Raw genomic sequence first — 17,088 nt, forward strand, 5'->3', positions numbered from 1 at the left:
GCGCTCTTGAGTGACGGAAGGGAGACACGCCGTGGTGGTCGTGGAAGTGCGGCCACGGGCCAGTAATGTGCTTGTCGGCAGGGGACGGCGTGAAGTAATGAGGGGGAGGACCGCTCCATGGCGATGACCGGGCTGGTGAAGGACGAGCTCAGTCGGCTCACCATCCTCAAACCCTGCTGTCGTAAGGCGGAGGTCTCAACGATCCTGCGCTTCACCGGCGGGCTGCATCTCGTGGGTGGACGCATCGTGATCGAGGCGGAGCTGGACACGGGCGCCGCCGCGCGGCGGCTGCGCAAGGACATCGCCGAGATCTACGGGCACGAGTCCGAGGTCGTGGTGTTGTCGCCCGCGGGGTTGCGCAAGGGGAACCGGTACGTGGTACGGGTGATCCGCGAGGGCGAGAGCCTGGCCCGCCAGACCGGTCTGGTCGACAACCACGGGCGCCCGGTCCGAGGACTGCCGCGCCAGGTCGTCGTCGGGGGCGTGTGCGACGCGGAGTCGGCGTGGCGCGGCGCGTTCATCGCGCACGGTTCGCTCACCGAGCCGGGACGGTCCATGTCGCTCGAGGTGACCTGCCCCGGCCCGGAGGCAGGACTCGCCCTGGTGGGATCCGCCCGTCGCCTCAAGATCCAGGCCAAGGCGCGTGAGGTGCGGGGCGTGGACCGCGTCGTCGTGCGTGACGGTGACTCGATCTCCGCTCTGCTGACCAGGCTGGGAGCGCACGAGAGCGTGCTCGCCTGGGAGGAGCGACGGATGCGCCGCGAGGTTCGGGCCACCGCCAACCGGCTCGCCAACTTCGACGACGCGAACCTGCGCCGCAGCGCCCGTGCCGCCGTCGCCGCCGGGGCACGGGTCGAACGCGCACTGGAGATCCTCGGTGAGGAGGCTCCCGAGCACCTCGCCGCGGCGGGACGGCTGCGTCTGGCCCACAAGCAGGCCTCCCTGGAAGAGCTTGGCCGTCTGTCCGACCCGGTACTTACCAAGGACGCCGTGGCTGGTCGGATCCGGCGGCTGTTGGCGATGGCCGACAAGCGCGCCGACGACCTCGGTATCCCGGGAACCGACGCGAACCTGACTCCAGAGATGATGGCCTGCTGAGTCGGGCCAGAGGAACATGGCGGTCTTGACCTGCTGACCTCCGTCGCGGGCACCATTTTTTACGGTGCCCCGGCGTCCACACGATTGGTCTAGACCTATACTGGAAACGCGTGGAAGGATGGCTGTGGCCGGCCGCGCGTGACGGGGGACGAACGCAGCCGGGACAAGCCGCTGGTGTCCGCCGCGCTCATGGACGGCCACCGGCTCCGATAGGCTCGAATGCGCCTCAGTGTGTGGCGTCATCCCAGTAATCAGGTAAGGAGATCGGTGCTGTGACCATCCGTGTAGGCGTCAACGGCTTCGGCCGGATCGGTCGGAACTTCTGGCGCGCGGTCCAGGCGACGGGCTCGAACGACGTGGAGGTTGTCGCGGTCAACGACCTCACCGACACCGCCACGCTCGCGCACCTCCTTAAGTACGACACCGTGTTGGGCACGCTCGACGGCGAGGTCGAGGTCTCGGAGGACCGGATCAGCGTGGGCGGGATCTCGGTCCGTACGCTCGCCCAGCGCGACCCCGCGGCTCTCCCGTGGGGGGACCTCGGAGTGGACGTGGTCATCGAGTCCACGGGCCACTTCACCAAGGCCGAGGACGCGCGCAAGCACCTCGACGCCGGTGCCAAGAAGGTCGTGATCTCCGCCCCGGCCAAGGGCGAGGACCTGACGGTGGTCATGGGCGTGAACGACGACGCCTACGACCCCGCGAACCACCACATCGTGTCCAACGCGTCCTGCACCACGAACTGTGTCGCGCCGATGGCCAAGACGCTGCTGGACAACTTCGGCGTCGTCAAGGGTCTGATGACCACGGTGCACGCGTACACCAACGACCAGGTCATCCTGGACTTCCCGCACAAGGACCTGCGTCGTGCGCGGGCCGCGGCCCAGAACATCATTCCCACCAGCACCGGTGCCGCCAAGGCGACCGCGCTGGTGCTCCCGGAGCTCAAGGGCAAGCTCGACGGCATCGCCATGCGTGTCCCCGTCCCCGACGGCTCCGTCACCGACCTCGTGGTCGAGGTCGAGCGTGAGGTCAGCAAGGAAGAGGTGAACGCCGCGTTCAAGTCCGCGGCGGAGGGCCCGCTGAAGGGGTACCTGCACTACACCGAGGACCAGATCGTCTCCTCCGACATCGTCGGGACGGCGCCCTCGTGCACCTTCGACGCCAGCCTCACCATGACCTTCGGCAACCAGTCAAGGTCCTCGGCTGGTACGACAACGAGTGGGGCTACTCCAACCGTCTGGTCGACGTGGCCAAGCTCGTCGGTTCGGGTCTGTGACGCCAACCGGCTCCGCCGGCGTCAGGACCGCGGACCCGCGGTAGTGCTGCGGGAGCGGCGTCGAGGCGGCCATGTTCCCGGCCGCCGGACGCCGGTCCCGTATGTACGGCCGCGCCCCAGTGATGCGCGCGGCCGCTTCGGACACCAGGAATCCCGAACTTGGAGAGGCCCCACATGCGCACGATCGAGGATCTCGACGTCGCGGGCAGGCGCGTGTTCGTTCGCGCCGACCTCAATGTGCCGTTGGACGACGGGCACATCACCGATGACGGCCGCATCCGTGCGAGCCTTCCCACCATCCAGCGCCTCCTCGAGCGCGGCGCACGTGTCGTCGTCGGGGCCCACCTCGGGCGCCCGAAGGGCACACCCGACCCGCGCTACTCGCTCGTCCCTGTCGCGGAGAGACTCGGCACACTGCTGGACCGTCCGGTCGCCATGGCCGCCGACACCGCCGGCGAATCCGCGCGCGCGGTCGTCGCGGGCCTGGGAGACGGTGACGTCGCCGTGGTGGAGAACCTCCGGTTCGAAGCCGGCGAGACGAGCAAGGACGACGGCGAACGCGCGGCGTTCGCCGACCGACTGGCCGCGCTCGCCGACCTCTACGTCGGCGACGGCTTCGGGGCGTTGCACCGCAAGCACGCGAGCGTCTACGACCTCCCCGCCCGGCTACCCCACGCCGCCGGTGGGCTCGTTCTGGACGAGATCGCCGTACTGCGCCGTCTGACGGAGAAGCCGGACCGGCCCTACGCCGTCGTGCTCGGCGGGTCGAAGGTGTCGGACAAGCTCGGCGTTATCGACAACCTCCTGGGGACCGCGGACCGAATCCTCATCGGTGGGGGAATGGTGTTCACCTTCCTCGCGGCCCAGGGGCACTCCGTGGGCGCCAGTCTGTTGGAGACCGACCAGTTGGACACGGTCGGTGAGTACCTCCGGCGCGCCGAACGCGACGGTGTGGAGATCGTGCTCCCCGACGACGTGGTGGTCGCGGCGGCTTTCGCGGCGGACGCGGAGCACGCGGCCGTGGACGTCACGGAGATTCCCGACGGCTGGATGGGCCTGGACATCGGTCCCCGCTCCACCCGGCGGTTCGCCGAACGGCTCGCGGACACCGCCACCGTGTTCTGGAACGGCCCCATGGGCGTGTTCGAGATGGCGCCCTACGCCGAGGGAACCCGAGGCGTGGCCCAGGGCATCATCGACTCCGAGGCGTTCTCCGTCGTCGGCGGCGGCGACTCCGCCGCGGCGGTACGCCAGCTCGGCTTCGACGAGGCGGCCTTCGGCCACATCTCCACCGGAGGCGGGGCGAGCCTGGAGTACCTCGAGGGTCGGACCCTGCCCGGCATCGAGGCGCTCGACGGCGCCTCCTCCGACTGAGCCGCCGTACCATCCCGCACAGCGTTCTCCCAGCGGACCCCACGGTGTGTGACCCCACGGGGTCCCCGTGGGGCCCCGCTGTGCCCCACACAGTGCCTTCTACTCCCCGAGGGGTGACCCAGACCAATGACCGACCGTCTTCCGCTGATCGCCGGCAACTGGAAGTTGCACAACAACCACTTCGAGGCGATCGCCCTCGTGCAGAAGCTCGCGTTCACCCTGAACGAGGCTGACTTCGACGCGGCCGAGATCGCCGTGCTGCCGCCGTTCACCAGCCTGCGCAGCGTGCAGACCCTGGTAGACGGGGACCGGCTCAGTATTCGCTACGGCGCCCAGGACATCTCCGCGCACGACTCCGGTGCCTACACCGGTGAGGTCTCCGGACCGATGCTGGCGAAACTGGGCTGCCACTACGTGCTGGCCGGACACTCCGAGCGTCGCCAGTACCACAACGAGGACGACGCCGTCGTGAACACCAAGGTCGTGGCCGCGCTGCGTAACGGCGTCGCGCCGATCCTGTGCCTTGGTGAGGGCCTGGAGGTGCGTGAGGCCGGCGAACAGGTACCGCACACCCTGGCCCAGCTCGAGGGCGCGCTCAACGGCGTCACGGCCGAGCAGCTCGCCCAGGTCGTCATCGCCTACGAGCCAGTGTGGGCCATCGGAACCGGACGGGTCGCCACCCCCGACGACGCCCAGGAGGTCTGTGGCGCACTGCGCGAGCATCTGTCCGAGCTGTACGGCTCGGAGGCCGCCGACAAGGTCAGGATCCTCTACGGGGGCTCGGTCAAGCCCGACAACATCGCTGGAATCATGGCACGTGCGGACATCGACGGGGCCCTGGTCGGCGGCGCGAGCCTCAAGGCCGACGATTTCGTGGCACTGGCTCGGTACCGTGAGTTGTCCTAGTCAGCGTTTGGACTTATCGTGGGGACCCTGTGAATCCGCCGGTCGTGGGTACGGCCGCGCGGTAGACTCCGTGGTGTCCCCCTGCCCACTGCGGGCACCAGCCGTCGCAAACCCCCGTTCAGCGGGGCTTTCGAATTTCGGGTGAGCACGTGATCCTGGGACTGTCCATCTTCCTGATGATCCTCAGCGTTCTGCTGATTCTTCTGGTCCTGCTGCACAAGGGCCGGGGCGGTGGGCTCTCGGACCTGTTCGGTGGGGGCGTCACCACGTCCCTGGGGGCCTCGTCAGTGGTCGAGCGCAACCTGGACCGGATGACGATCATCACCGGTGTGGTGTGGTTCGCGTGTGCCGTGTTCCTCGGGGTTTTCATCACTCGGGGGTTCTGAGCGTCCAGGCACGGGCCTGGACTTCAGTGACCGGATCCGAAAGATCGACCGCCCTGTGCGGGATTCTTTCCTCCGAAGGAGTATTTCGTGGCTACTGGCAGCGCCATTCGTGGCAGCCGTGTAGGCGCCGGTCCGATGGGCGAAGCGGAGCGGGGCGACACGGCGCCGCGCGTCAGGGTCTCGTTCTACTGCGCCAACCGGCACGAGACCGTTCCCAGCTTCGCGAGTGAGGCGGCAGTCCCCGAGGAGTGGGACTGCCCGCGCTGCGGTTTTCCCGCGGGCAAGGAGCGGGACAACCCGCCGGCACCGCCGCGGACCGAGCCGTACAAGACGCACCTCGCCTACGTGAAGGAGCGCCGCAGCGACGAGGAGGGAGAGGCCATCCTCGAGGAGGCGCTCAGCAAACTGCGGGCCGACCGTGCCGCGATCGCCGCGGCCGTGGCGAGCGCCGACTCCTGAGGTCGCTCACCTGACGGCCTTCGCGCCGTCGTTCTCTTCACCGTTGAGTCGCGTGCCCGACCAAGGTCTGGCACGCGACTTTGGTGTGTCCGCGCCCCACTGGCGCCAGGACCCGCCCTCGACACGGTAGTTTAATCTTCAACTGATTGCTAGACTCGAGATGGTCCGGGTAGGCCACTGATCGGGGGGCAATCAGTATGACGATCCAACCGGCCGGAATTCACCACGTCACGGCTGTGGCGAGTGACCCACAGGCCAACGCCGACTTCTACCTCTCCGCACTCGGGATGCGGATGGTGAAGCGCACGGTCAACTTCGACTCCCCGGACACCTACCACTTCTACTACGGGGACAGTGCCGGTCACCCCGGTACGATCATGACCTTCTTCCCCTGGCCCGGCGCGCCCAAGGGACGTCACGGGGCCGGGCAGGCGACCACCACGGCGTTCTCCGTTCCGGAGGGCTCTATCGGCTGGTGGGAGACGCACCTGGCCAAGCGCGGCGTCGAGACGACGCGACCCGCCGAGCGGATGGAGGAGGACGTCCTCGCGCTCCGCGACCCCGACGGCCTGTTCATCGAACTCGTCGCCAGCCCCGACCACCACGACACCGACCCCTGGGACGGTGGGGGTGTCCCGGCCGAGCATGCGGTGCGGGGGATTCGTTCGGTGACCCTCACCGAACACGACCTCGACCGTACCGCGCGAATGCTGGGTGACCACCTCAACTTCCGGCTCCACGCGGAGGAGGGAAACCGCTACCGGTTCCGTACCGCCGCCGCGGGAACGGCGGTCGGCACCGTCGTCGACGTCGTCGCCGACCCACGGGCTCCCCGCGGCCTCGTCGCCGCCGGGACCGTTCACCACGTCGCCTACCGGGCGCCGGACGCCGACGCCCAGGTGGCGTGGCGGACCGAGCTGGCCAACCTCGGCATCGGTGTCACCGAGGTCCGCGACCGCCAGTACTTCCAGTCGATCTACTTCCGGGAGCCCGGTGGAGTCCTGCTGGAGATCGCGACGGACGGTCCCGGCTTCGACTACGACGAGCCGTTGCTGGAGCTGGGGCGCGCACTGCGCCTGCCTCCCTGGCTCGAGCCCCAGCGATCCGACATCGAGCGGGCGCTGCCGTCCATCAAGACCGAGGGGTGAGGGCGATGTCCGAGCAGGGTCACGGTCGGCATCTCGGGTTCGACCACGTGTTCCAACCGGCCAGTTCACCGGGCGCTCCCACCCTCCTGCTCCTGCACGGCACCGGGGCGGACGAACACGACCTGCTCGGGCTGGGCCAAGCCCTCGCCCGGCGCCGCGATGCTCTCCCCGCGGGGGCAGGTCACCGAGAACGGTATGAACCGCTGGTTCCGGCGCGAGGCCGAGGGCGTCTTCGACGTCGCCGACGTGACCCGACGCAGTGAACACCTCGCCGGCTTCGTCGCCGAGGCCGCCAACGCCTACCACCTGGACCCCGACCGAATCCTCGCCGTGGGCTTCTCCAACGGGGCCAACATCGCCGCCGCCACCCTGCTGCTCCACGGGGACATCTTCCACGGCGCGGTTCTTCTCGCCGCGGCGGCACCGCTGCAGGACAGAGAGCCGGAGTGGGTCGACCTCTCCAGCGCGGCCGTCTTCATGGCCTCGGGGACGACGGACACCATCACGCCGATCGACCAGGCCGAGCTGCTCGCGACCCAGCTCACCGAGCGAGGCGCCGCGGTCGAGTTCTTCCGCCACCCGGGGGGTCACCAACTGCCGCCTCCCGCGTTGGCCAAGGCGCAGGAGTGGGTCCGCAAACAGCGCGCCGCCGCCGGGGAGTCCGGTCTGGCCTGACGACCGCGCGCCCCGTATCGGGACTCCGCGCAGGGCACGAAACCTCACGTGTCCTACTCTTGGGCTTCGTGTCGGAAACACAGCGCGGCGTCCTCTTCGGGATCGGCGCCTACACCCTCTGGGGACTGACCCCCCTCTTCTGGATCCTCCTCCAGCCGGCTACCGCGATCGAGATCCTCGCCCATCGCATCGTCTGGGCGTTGGTCTTCGTCGTCCTCATTCTCGCCGTCCTGCGCCAGTGGGCCTGGCTGCGGAGCCTGACGCCGCGAAAACTGTGGCTGCTGGCCCTGGCCGCGATCGTGGTCACCGTCAACTGGGGCACCTACATCTACGCCGTTACCAGCGGGCACGTGATCGAGGGAGCTCTGGGCTACTTCATCAACCCACTGGTGAGTGTGCTGTTCGGCGTTCTGCTGTTGCGGGAACGGCTGACGGTCGCCCAGTGGATCGCCGTCGGACTGGGCGCGGTGGCGGTCACGGTACTCGCCATCGACTACGGTCGTCTGCCCTGGTTCGCGTTGGTGCTGGCGTTCAGCTTCGGGACCTACGGTCTGATCAAGAAACACGTGAACACGGGCGCGGCGCAGAGTCTCGCGGTGGAGTCGGCGCTGCTCGCCGTTCCCGCCGCCGGGTTCCTGGTCTTCCTGCGGGTGACCGAGGCCGACTCCTTCGGCGACGCTGGCCCGTACCATCTCCCACTGCTCGCCGCCGCGGGCCTCATCACCTTGTTGCCGATGTTGCTCTTCACCGGGGCGGCGACCCGGGTACCGCTGTCATCTCTCGGAGTGATGCAGTACATCGCGCCGAGCATGCAGTTCCTGCTCGGCATCACCGTCTTCGCCGAGGAGATGCCGCTCAGCCGTTGGGTGGGGTTCGTGATCGTGTGGGCCGCGCTCTCGCTGTTCACCTGGGACGCGTTGCGGCGTGCCCGCCGAGAGGCTGCCGCGCGCCGGCCCGCACCAGTGTGACGCGCGGGAGTCCACGCGGACCTGGCCACCCGAAATCACGGCCTGAGGGGGAGGGGTCCGAACACGAACGGGGGGTCGCGTGGCGGTGCCACGCGGCCCCCCGCTCCCCACGGTCACTTCGCGGGCGGATGACCCGTTCGTGCGACGGCTTCGGAGCGAACCGGGTTCGGCTCAGTCCTCGGAGTCGCCGCTGTCATCCGACGCGGTGGCGGGCTCGGCCGGCGCCGTGGTCTTCGTCTTCCTGGTCCGCTTGACGGGGCGGGAGTAGTCCACCAGTGGTTCGATCCACGCGGTGTACTCCTTGTGGCACTCCTCGCAGGAATCCACCTCGCGCAGCGATCCCTCGTGCGCGAACTGGATGACCTCTGTCGCCTCCACCTTCTCCTCCCGCGAGGCGTGCGGGTCGCAGTACTTCACAGTGAAGACCTCAGTAACCACAGGAAATCCCTTCCATCCGATCGATCCGACTACTGGTGTGGTCGCAGTGCTCACCAATGCTCTGCCGCCGGGGCGCCCCAGCGGCATCCCTTCGTCACGACCCGTGTGTCGGTCGCGGTGTCGCACGGAGCGTCGCCGCCAGAGAACACGGCAATGATACATGCGTTCGAAGAGTGTCCGAGATCGCGGAACGTTACACCGTTTCGCCGTCGGGTAACCCCGAGGGGCATCCCCTCGCCGGTCGACGCGCCCAACGGCACAGCGGTGCCGCGGGTCGTCCGGGCGGAGGATGCCCAATCCGAGACTGAGCAGGACCAAGTGTAACTAGGAGAAGATCGCGTCGAGGAAGTCGCCGTAGGCCTCGCCCTTGGGGTCCCGGGGCGAGCTGGCCCCGTCCCGATCGGAGTCCTGGGCCGCCCCGTCCTGGGGGGAATCCGGGCCCGCCGCATCCGCCGCGCCCGCCCCCTCGGCGGACTCGTCGAGGTCGGAACGGCGCCGTCCGGTGTAGGGGGTCTCGATGTTCTGGCCGCGGCTGTAGCGGTGCTCGGCCTCGAGCAGCGCCTCGAGCTCGCCACGGTCCAGGAAGATGCCGTGACAGTCGTCGCACCGGTCGATCTCGACTCCCACGAGTTCGAGTCGGATGAGGTTTCCGGGGCATTTGGGGCAGTTGAGAGTGTTCATGTCTCGTTAGACAGGTGACGCGGTGCGAAAGTTCCCGTCTCGGGAGATCACCGTTAACGGACTTCGCATAACCCCGGCCGATTTACCCGGCTTCATTTCTGGCGTTTCTCCACCACGCAGCGTTCGGCCTCGTTACGGTGAGGATTCAATCTTGATCCGTGTGTCTTTTTCTGCTGGGCACGGTTCGGGATAGAGGGGGGAACGGGTATCGATCATGGTCGACTATGTGGAAAGGTCGTCTGAGGCACTACCGACAGGGCCTGCGCGGGAGACCGACACGGTGGGGGGCACCGTGCCGGTGGAGACCGCGGGTGGTGCGCTCGAAGGGGTACGGATTGACCAGCGGGTCATTCTGTACAGCGGGTTGCGAACGGCCGAGATCAGCGCGGATCCACGTTTCGCGCTGCTACGACGACGGTTGCGGACGCGAATCATCGTGCTCGTGGCCCTGTTCGTGTCGTGGTACCTCGCATATCTACTGCTCACGGCATTCGCCCGGGACACGTTGTCGATCAACGTGACCGAACACGTCAACGTCGCACTGCTCCTGGGGCTCGGTCAGTTCCTGTCGACGTTCGTGCTGGCGTGGGCGTTCGGGCGGTTCTGTCGGCGGCGGTTCGATCCGTTGGCCGAGGAACTGCGGGTCGGCTACGCCGAACCGGAGTTCATAGGGGGGAGACAATGAATGACGGGGGAACCGTGCATGTCCCACTGAACGGGCATGTGGTCACCCTCGCGCTGTGTGGCCTGTTCATCGCACTGACGCTCATCGTGACCGTGTGGGCGCGGCGAAACACCTCCGGTGCGGACGACTTCTATGCGGGCGGTCGGGGGTTCGGTAGCGCGCAGAACGGGCTCGCGCTCACGGGCGACTACCTCTCGGCCGCGTCCTTTCTGGGCATCGCCGGGCTGATCGCCCTGCAGGGATACGACGGGTTCCTGTACTCGGTCGGGTTCCTCGTCGCGTGGCTGCTGGCGCTTCCGCTGGCTCAGCTCATGCGCAACACGGGGCGGTTCACCATGGCCGACCTTCCTGGGTACCGGATTCGGCGAATGAGGGTCCGACTGGCTTGCGCGGTGTCCACGGTGACGGTCTCGGTCTTGTACCTGTTGGCGCAGATGGTCGGAGCCGGCGCCCTGGTGGCGCTGTTGGTGGGCACGCACGAGGCGATGCCGAAGGTCGTCGGGATCGTCCTGGTCGGGGTCCTGATGATGATCTACGTGATGTACGGCGGGATGAAGGCCGCGACCTGGCTCCAGATCATCAAGGCGGTCGTACTCCTCGCCGCGACGATCCTCATCACCGTGCTCGTCCTGGCGCGGTTCGGGTTCGACGTGAGCACGCTGCTCGGCGCGGCCGCGGAACGTAGCGGACACGGGGAGGACTTCCTGCTGCCCGGGCAGAGTTTCGGCGAGGAGGTGCCGGGCGACCCCGTCCAGACGGTGGTCAACAAGCTCGACCTGCTCAGCCTCGGACTCGCCCTGATCCTGGGGACGGCGGCGTTGCCGCACATTCTGATCCGCTTCTACACCGTGACCGACGGCTCCACCGCGCGGTCCTCGGTGAACTGGACCATCGTGTTCGTGGGTGCCTTCTACCTGATGACGCTCGCCCTGGGATTCGGGGCGGCGGCCCTGGTGGGTCGGGACGCGATCCGAGAGCAGGATCCCAGCGGCAACACCGCGGTACCGCTGTTGGCCGAGGAACTGGGCACGTCGTTGGCGGGCCCGCTCGGCGGGGCCGTCCTCCTGGCGTTCATCTCGGCAGTCGCCCTGGCCACCATCCTGGCGGTCGTCGCGAGCCTGACGCTGTCCTCCTCGATGTCACTCGCCCACGACGTGTTCGGCCACATCCTGATGCTCGGCCGACCGCGCGAGTCCCAGGAGATGAGCGTCGCCAGGATCTGTGCCTTCCTGATCGGCGTGACGGCGGTCGCGTTGGCGATCGTCGCGCGGGACCTCAACGTCGCGTTCCTGGTCGGGCTCGCGTTCTCCACCGCGGCCGCGGCCAACTTGCCCACGATTCTGTTGGGGCTTTTCTGGAGCCGGTTCAACACGCGCGGCGTGGAGTGGGGAATCTACGGCGGGCTCACCGCGTCCGTGGTCCTGGTGCTCCTCTCACCCGTGGTTTCGGGGAAGGTGGATCCGGTGACCGGGCAGAACGCCTCACTGCTGCCGGCGTGGATCGACATCCAGATGTTCCCGTTGGAGAACCCGGGGCTGGTCGCGATCCCGATCGGGTTCCTGTGCGCGATCATCGGTGCGTTGACGAGTCCGGAGCGCACCGACGTGCGCTACCAGGAGCTGAAGGTGCGGGCACTGACCGGAACGGGGGCGGTGAAATCCCGATAACGGCCGCGGGCGGCCCTTCTGGGGGCGTCCGCGGTGGGTCAGACTGGGCGCATGACCCTCGATCCGCTGGATGAGCGCATCATCGGCATACTCGGGCGTGACGGCCGGCGCAGCTACGCGCGCATCGGTCATGAGGTGGGTCTCTCCGCGCCGGCGGTGAAACGCCGGGTCGATCGCCTGTTGGACACCGGGGCGATCACCGGGTTCACCGTCGTCGTGGACGAGACGCGGTTGGGTTGGCAGACGGACGCCTACGTGGAGCTGTACTGCACCGGTCAGCCACAGCCCGGACAGTTGGCCCGGGACGTGGGGCGGGTCCCGGAGGTGGTGTCCGCGTGCACCGTGACGGGCGACGCCGACGCCCTGTTGCGGATCCGTGCCCGCGACGTACGCGACTTCGAACGTGTCCTCGACGAACTGGCCCAACTGGACTACGTGGCGCGGACGAAGACGACCCTCGTCCTGTCGCACCTCGTTGACCGGCCACGACCCGACTCACGCAAGAACGGTTCACGCTGAACCGTAAACACGCAAGAAAGGGTTGGCCGAACGCAAGTTTCCTCCTTGGAATGCCACGAAGGTGCGCCGTAGGGTGCCGATAGAACATATTGGCTGCTCAGACGGTTTCCAACGGAGGTCAACCCATGCGTGAATCCGTCCCCGCCGCGACACAACGGGCCGTGGACGCTGTGTCGGCCCACAGTGCCCAGAACTACGCACCACTGCCCGTCGTCCTCAGCGAGGGACGCGGAACACGCGTCTGGGACATCGAGGGACGCGAGTACCTGGACTTCCTCGCGGGATACTCCGCGCTCAACTTCGGACACCGCAACGCGACGCTGGTCGAGGCCGCGCGGGCCCAGTTGGAGCGGATCACCCTCACCAGCCGCGCGTTCATCCACGACCAGTTCGCCGGATTCTGCACCTCACTGGCCGAGCTCTGCGGCAAGGACTGGGTGCTGCCGATGAACACCGGCGCCGAGGCGGTGGAGACCGCGATCAAACTGGCGCGCAAGTGGGGCTACGTGCGCAAGGGTGTGGCCGACGACGAGGCGACCGTCATCGTGGCACGGGAGAACTTCCACGGCCGCACCACGACGATCGTCGGATTCTCCGACGACCCCGACGCCAGGAACGGGTTCGGTCCGTTCACGCCCGGATTCCGCAGTGTCCCCTACGGCGACGCCGAGGCCGTGGAGCGGGCGATCGACGACACGACGGTGGCGGTGCTGATCGAGCCGATCCAGGGCGAGGCCGGAGTCATCGTCCCGCCGAGCGACTACCTCGCGCGGGTGCGCGCGGCCTGTACGCGGGAGAACGTGCTGTTCATCGCCGACGAGGTGCAGTCGGGACTCGGTCGAATCGGTCGGACGTTCGCGGTCGAGCACTTCGGAGTGACGCCGGACGTGTACCTCCTGGGCAAGGCTCTGGGCGGGGGCATCGTCCCCGTCTCGGCCGTCGTGGCGAACCGTGACGTACTGGACGTCATCCGTCCCGGTCAGCACGGCAGCACCTTCGGTGGAAACCCGATGGCCAGCGCCGTCGCGCGGGCGGTCATCACCCTGTTGAACACGGGGGAGTACCAGCGGCGTGCCACCGAGGTGGGCGCGGTGTTGCAGAGCGAACTGCGGTCCCTCATCGGGTCCGGGGTCACCGACGTCCGGGGGCTCGGCCTGTGGGCCGGAGTCGACATCGACCCGCGGTTGGCCACGGGGCGGGAGATCTGTGAGGGGATGCTCGCCGAAGGGGTGCTCGTGAAGGACACGCACGGTTCGACGATCCGGATGTCGCCTCCGCTGACCGCGACCGAGGACGAGGTACGCGACGGCGTCCGCGCGCTGCGCACCGTCCTGGAGAAGCGGATGGCATAGCCCGCGTCTCCACGCGAACATCCACGGCCGCGCCCGGACACGGGCGCGGCCGTTCTCTCGTCCGGAGGACGCATCGGCCCGCCGGGCGGAAGAACCCGGTGCGTGGCCACACACGCGACGGCCGCCCCGCGCGTCGCGACGCGTCCTCGACCCGCCACGGGAGGTCGGTTCGCGGTCGAAGAACACCTGGCGACGGCGGATCCCGGTCGGGTGATCCCGGCGACGCCCAGCACTGTGGCGGCAGTCTGGTGTCCGGTGAGACACCTGAGCGAGCCCCACGGGCAGCGGAAGACTCCCACATGAGGAGGGGGGAGTGTCGCGCGGGCGAACACCGCGTTCCCACGGGTGTGCCGGCATGCGATGCCCACCACATACGGGCTGTTGGGGCGTGCCCGGACCTGACGCGACGGCCGCATGCGACCAGAATCGCCTGCGAGGTGGTTGTGATGGATCGCGAGACTGCCCGGAACGAGTTGGTGCGTCTCCTGTCGTGGTTGCGCGCGGAACGTGGCGACCCCGTGGTCGACAACGCTCTGTACCCCCGGCGCCGGTGGTCCGACCCGCAGGTCCGCCGGGACCTGTGGCGGCGAGCCAGCGCGGCGGCGGGGGAGACGAGCCTCGCCTGGTGGGAGGTGCGCATGTGGGGGCACCTGCACGGTCTCACCGGCGGGTTCCGCTGGAGCCGAGCGGAGGTGCGGCGTCGCCTCGGGGTGGGGCGGGCGGCGGCGGAGGCGGGAGTCCAGCGCGTGACCCACGTGGTGGCCGACAGCCTGGTCGCGCATCCCCCACGGCGGCAGCGGGCCCAGCGCCAGGCGATGACGCGTGGCGACTGGGAGGACGCGGCCGCGGTCACCCTGGGTCGGTCCATCGTGGAACACCACCCCCACCGGGAGGAGATCGCCTACGCCCTGTATGACCACGGGCAGGTGCCCCACAGCGTCCCGCACACCCACCGCAGGGTCCCGGCGGGAACACGCCCCCGCAAGCGCAACCTCAAGACCACGCGATACGCGCCCACGGCCCGCACCGCGCTGCGCCGGGCGGCAATCGAGGCCCGCCACCGGAGCGACGTCCGTGGTAACCGGGGCGCCGGTGCGGTCTTCCCGCTGTGGGCCACCTATCCGCTGTGGGAACGGGTCGAGGGTCGCACGTCCGGACTCACCGAGACGCTGACCGAGCTCCGCGGGTTGGGCCTGTCCGGGGACCGGGACCGGACCGCGGCCCTGCTCGCCGAGGGCCACCACCACATGGTGCGCGGCGACGTGGACCAGGAGACGGTGAACAGTTTCCTGCTGTTGGAGGCGACGATCCTCGGCCAGCACGCCAACATCGGGTCGGCGGCGGTACTGGAGATCCTGGAGCTCAGCCTGGACGTCGGGGACCCGCGCCGGGTCCACGCCGCACAGGCGCGTGAGCACATCCTGGAACGGCACCACTACTGGCGGGCCGCCCAGATCTGGTCTCAGCGGGTGTGGGACCGGTTGCGCGACCCACGGATCCGGTGGGCCAGCACCGACGAGCACCACGTGGCGGTCGCCCGGGCACTGGAACGCCGCGCCTCACTCGCGGCGAAGGTCGCCAGCGTGGTCCCCGCCCGGCGGATGCCCGACCTTCCGGCCCTGGCACGCCGCGTCGACCGCGCGGCCGACCAGGTTCGCGATCCGGACCGGGCCCGGGAGTGGCGCGTCATCGCCCAGAGACGCGCCCTGCAGGCACGGTGGGGCACCAAGAACCGCGATCGGCTCCTTGGGTTGCCCGCCCGTTGGGACGACGACGAGCTCACGGTGCTGGAGGAGATCGACGTGACCGCGGCGCGGCTGGGCGATTCGGCGACCTCCATGAGCTGGAACAACCAGAAGCTCGGAGTGCTGTTGAACGCGGACCGCCCCCAGGAGTTCCTCCGGGCGGCCCGTGGGTTCGTTCCCGCGCTCGCCTCCGAGGGAGGAACCCGCCCCGCGCAGGTCCAGGCGGCGCGCAGCACGGTGGAGCTCGCGCGCCGGCGCCGGTCCCACGGCTGGCGCGCCGTTCGCGACGACCTGGGGGAACTCGCGGTACGACTACCGGAGGACACCGACGAGACCCTGCGTAACCCCTACGCCATCCCGTGGGAGCTGGTCGTGAACGGGATCGCGATCGGGTGATTTCTGCCGGTTTTGGCAATGACGCGTGCAGCGTCGCTTCGTGTGACGGAAGTTCTCGGAGACTGTTCCTGTCCGGAAGGAGAACTTCTCCCTTGCCGACGCATCAGAAGAAAGCAGACTTCATTCGTGCCCCGGAGAGGAGGGAGGCCGAGGGAAGGGTGAGCCCCCGTCCCGGCCGAAATCCATGGAACCCGACAACTGAGACCGGCCCCCGGAACCGACGCGGGAGGGCGTCACCGTCCTCCCGCTGCCGTCGACTCCCTTCAGTTCCACCGCGCCCCGTACCCGAACCCGGTGCGCAGGGTGTGAAAGTCCAGGTGGATCTCGCCGGCGGTGTCCGGCCGCACCATGGCGGTGTCGTCCGCGTACTCCTCGACCACACCGCGCGGCAGGCCCGGGATCTGCCACACCTGGTACGGCTCCTGCCCCCGGTCGAACCGCAACCGCAGGTCGAAGGCGTCACACCGACGCAGGGGGTAGTAGACGTACCGCGGGTGCATCGTCTGGCCTTGCGGGATCCGTACGGCGACGCTGAGCGTGTGCCGCTCCCCGTAGCCCAACGGCCGCGGGAGGCGGATGTAGTGCTGGAAGTAGCTGTCGGTCGGCTGGCGGCGTAGCACCTCCGACCCCCCGAACAGGACGCGCAACTGAAGGCCGTGGGAGTCGCCGCCATAGGACCTGGGAACACGGCCCGACACCAGGACCTCCTCCAGGCCCTCGATGGTGGAAACGATCTCGCGGTCCTCCAGCGCCTCGGGAGTGTCCCCGTCCAGGCACAGCGTGGTGCGCAGCGAGGCGAGGTACCAACCCCCCGGCGCGTAGTTGCCCCGACTCGTCGGCGTCGCGGCGGGTAGATCGGACACGATCCGGTCCACGGCGTCGTCGACTCGGCGGTGTACGGTCCGGATGCTCACGCCGCCCAACTGGTCCGCGGCCCACTCCATCCGGCGTTCCAGTGTGGGGAACCGGGCCGCCGGGTGCGCGCCGAACGCGGCGAGGAACGCCAGTCGTAGATCCTCGGGCAGGTCCTGCGCCCAGGCTTCCAACGCCGAGGCGACCGCCCCCTGCGTCTCGGCTCGGGACGCGGACTCGCGTACGCCGGCCAATGCCTTCAGTTCGTCCCCCAGACGATTCTTCAGGTCGGTGGCGTGGATCCCGCGCCCCGGTCGGAGGCGCTTCATTTCGGTCCTGAGATCGTCCATCGTGCCCCCTGGTGTGTGGAGGCCCGCTCGGTGAACCCGTCCGCGAGCGAGGTGCCTTCCACTGTCCCTTGTTTGTCATTATGGCAACTCTGTGTCAATCCCGTTCGGAA

The 17,088-nt window shown here is 68.7% G+C and carries 15 protein-coding genes and 2 pseudogenes; 14 read left to right on the forward strand and 3 right to left on the reverse strand.

The window, feature by feature from the left end; translation table 11 throughout:
• Positions 1-117: 117 nt before the first annotated feature.
• The 9 genes and pseudogenes from whiA (at position 118) to rarD (ending at position 8,293) form a co-directional block, all read left to right on the forward strand.
• Entirely contained in the window at positions 118-1,098 is a 981-nt protein-coding gene (gene whiA / locus J4H86_RS26160; RefSeq protein WP_236540965.1) for a DNA-binding protein WhiA, read from the forward strand.
• A gap of 272 nt (positions 1,099-1,370) precedes the next feature.
• A pseudogene (gene gap / locus J4H86_RS26165) lies at positions 1,371-2,377 on the forward strand (type I glyceraldehyde-3-phosphate dehydrogenase).
• Positions 2,378-2,551: 174 nt separating this feature from the next.
• Complete coding sequence (locus J4H86_RS26170) at positions 2,552-3,751, forward strand: phosphoglycerate kinase (RefSeq protein ID WP_236540966.1); 1,200 nt, start codon at positions 2,552-2,554, stop codon at positions 3,749-3,751.
• A 126-nt stretch (positions 3,752-3,877) separates the two neighbouring features.
• A complete protein-coding gene (gene tpiA, locus J4H86_RS26175; RefSeq protein ID WP_236540967.1) occupies positions 3,878-4,657 on the forward strand; it encodes a triose-phosphate isomerase in 780 nt (259 codons plus the stop codon).
• Positions 4,658-4,806: 149 nt separating this feature from the next.
• Positions 4,807-5,043, forward strand: a complete 237-nt coding sequence (gene secG, locus J4H86_RS26180; RefSeq protein WP_236540968.1) for a preprotein translocase subunit SecG — start codon at positions 4,807-4,809, stop codon at positions 5,041-5,043.
• Between the two features lie 87 nt (positions 5,044-5,130).
• Positions 5,131-5,502, forward strand: a complete 372-nt coding sequence (locus J4H86_RS26185; protein WP_236540969.1) for an RNA polymerase-binding protein RbpA — start codon at positions 5,131-5,133, stop codon at positions 5,500-5,502.
• Between the two features lie 197 nt (positions 5,503-5,699).
• A complete protein-coding gene (locus tag J4H86_RS26190) occupies positions 5,700-6,650 on the forward strand; it encodes a ring-cleaving dioxygenase (RefSeq protein ID WP_236540970.1) in 951 nt (316 codons plus the stop codon).
• Positions 6,651-6,655: 5 nt separating this feature from the next.
• Positions 6,656-7,325 (forward strand): annotated as a pseudogene (locus J4H86_RS26195) (alpha/beta hydrolase).
• A 68-nt stretch (positions 7,326-7,393) separates the two neighbouring features.
• On the forward strand, positions 7,394-8,293 hold the full coding sequence (gene rarD / locus J4H86_RS26200) for an EamA family transporter RarD (RefSeq protein WP_236540971.1): 900 nt from the start codon (positions 7,394-7,396) through the stop codon (positions 8,291-8,293).
• Between the two features lie 171 nt (positions 8,294-8,464).
• Here rarD and J4H86_RS26205 read toward each other — a convergent pair whose 3' ends face one another.
• Together J4H86_RS26205 and J4H86_RS26210 are read right to left on the reverse strand one after the other, a co-directional pair.
• Positions 8,465-8,731, reverse strand: a complete 267-nt coding sequence (locus tag J4H86_RS26205) for a hypothetical protein (protein ID WP_236540972.1) — start codon at positions 8,729-8,731, stop codon at positions 8,465-8,467.
• 324 nt (positions 8,732-9,055) lie between these two features.
• Positions 9,056-9,412 (reverse strand): TFIIB-type zinc ribbon-containing protein, encoded by a 357-nt coding sequence (locus J4H86_RS26210; RefSeq protein ID WP_236540973.1) that lies wholly within the window; start codon positions 9,410-9,412, stop codon positions 9,056-9,058.
• A gap of 292 nt (positions 9,413-9,704) precedes the next feature.
• Between J4H86_RS26210 and J4H86_RS26215 the strand changes: the two genes are divergently transcribed.
• From J4H86_RS26215 to J4H86_RS26235, 5 genes are all read left to right on the forward strand, one after another.
• A complete protein-coding gene (locus J4H86_RS26215; RefSeq protein ID WP_236540974.1) occupies positions 9,705-10,097 on the forward strand; it encodes a DUF485 domain-containing protein in 393 nt (130 codons plus the stop codon).
• Positions 10,094-11,764, forward strand: coding sequence for a solute symporter family protein (locus J4H86_RS26220; protein ID WP_236540975.1), 1,671 nt, complete (start codon positions 10,094-10,096; stop codon positions 11,762-11,764). Before J4H86_RS26215 ends, J4H86_RS26220 begins: the two co-directional genes overlap by 4 nt.
• A gap of 51 nt (positions 11,765-11,815) precedes the next feature.
• Positions 11,816-12,283, forward strand: coding sequence for an Lrp/AsnC family transcriptional regulator (locus J4H86_RS26225; protein WP_236540976.1), 468 nt, complete (start codon positions 11,816-11,818; stop codon positions 12,281-12,283).
• A 125-nt stretch (positions 12,284-12,408) separates the two neighbouring features.
• Positions 12,409-13,635 (forward strand): ornithine--oxo-acid transaminase, encoded by a 1,227-nt coding sequence (gene rocD, locus J4H86_RS26230; RefSeq protein ID WP_236540977.1) that lies wholly within the window; start codon positions 12,409-12,411, stop codon positions 13,633-13,635.
• A gap of 446 nt (positions 13,636-14,081) precedes the next feature.
• Positions 14,082-15,776, forward strand: coding sequence for a hypothetical protein (locus tag J4H86_RS26235; protein ID WP_236540978.1), 1,695 nt, complete (start codon positions 14,082-14,084; stop codon positions 15,774-15,776).
• A 263-nt stretch (positions 15,777-16,039) separates the two neighbouring features.
• Here the strand turns inward: J4H86_RS26235 and J4H86_RS26240 are convergent, their stop codons facing one another.
• Complete coding sequence (locus tag J4H86_RS26240) at positions 16,040-16,978, reverse strand: hypothetical protein (protein ID WP_236540979.1); 939 nt, start codon at positions 16,976-16,978, stop codon at positions 16,040-16,042.
• Positions 16,979-17,088: the final 110 nt, after the last annotated feature.

Source organism: Spiractinospora alimapuensis, assembly GCF_018437505.1.
GTDB lineage: Bacteria > Actinomycetota > Actinomycetes > Streptosporangiales > Streptosporangiaceae > Spiractinospora > Spiractinospora alimapuensis.

Coding starts and splice junctions, on each gene's coding strand:
- whiA (WP_236540965.1), top strand. CDS start 118: ATGGCGATGACCGGGCTGGTGAAGGACGAGCTCAGTCGGCTCACCATC.
- J4H86_RS26170 (WP_236540966.1), top strand. CDS start 2,552: ATGCGCACGATCGAGGATCTCGACGTCGCGGGCAGGCGCGTGTTCGTT.
- tpiA (WP_236540967.1), top strand. CDS start 3,878: ATGACCGACCGTCTTCCGCTGATCGCCGGCAACTGGAAGTTGCACAAC.
- J4H86_RS26190 (WP_236540970.1), top strand. CDS start 5,700: ATGACGATCCAACCGGCCGGAATTCACCACGTCACGGCTGTGGCGAGT.
- J4H86_RS26210 (WP_236540973.1), bottom strand. CDS start 9,412: ATGAACACTCTCAACTGCCCCAAATGCCCCGGAAACCTCATCCGACTC.
- J4H86_RS26220 (WP_236540975.1), top strand. CDS start 10,094: ATGAATGACGGGGGAACCGTGCATGTCCCACTGAACGGGCATGTGGTC.
- J4H86_RS26225 (WP_236540976.1), top strand. CDS start 11,816: ATGACCCTCGATCCGCTGGATGAGCGCATCATCGGCATACTCGGGCGT.
- rocD (WP_236540977.1), top strand. CDS start 12,409: ATGCGTGAATCCGTCCCCGCCGCGACACAACGGGCCGTGGACGCTGTG.
- J4H86_RS26235 (WP_236540978.1), top strand. CDS start 14,082: ATGGATCGCGAGACTGCCCGGAACGAGTTGGTGCGTCTCCTGTCGTGG.
- J4H86_RS26240 (WP_236540979.1), bottom strand. CDS start 16,978: ATGGACGATCTCAGGACCGAAATGAAGCGCCTCCGACCGGGGCGCGGG.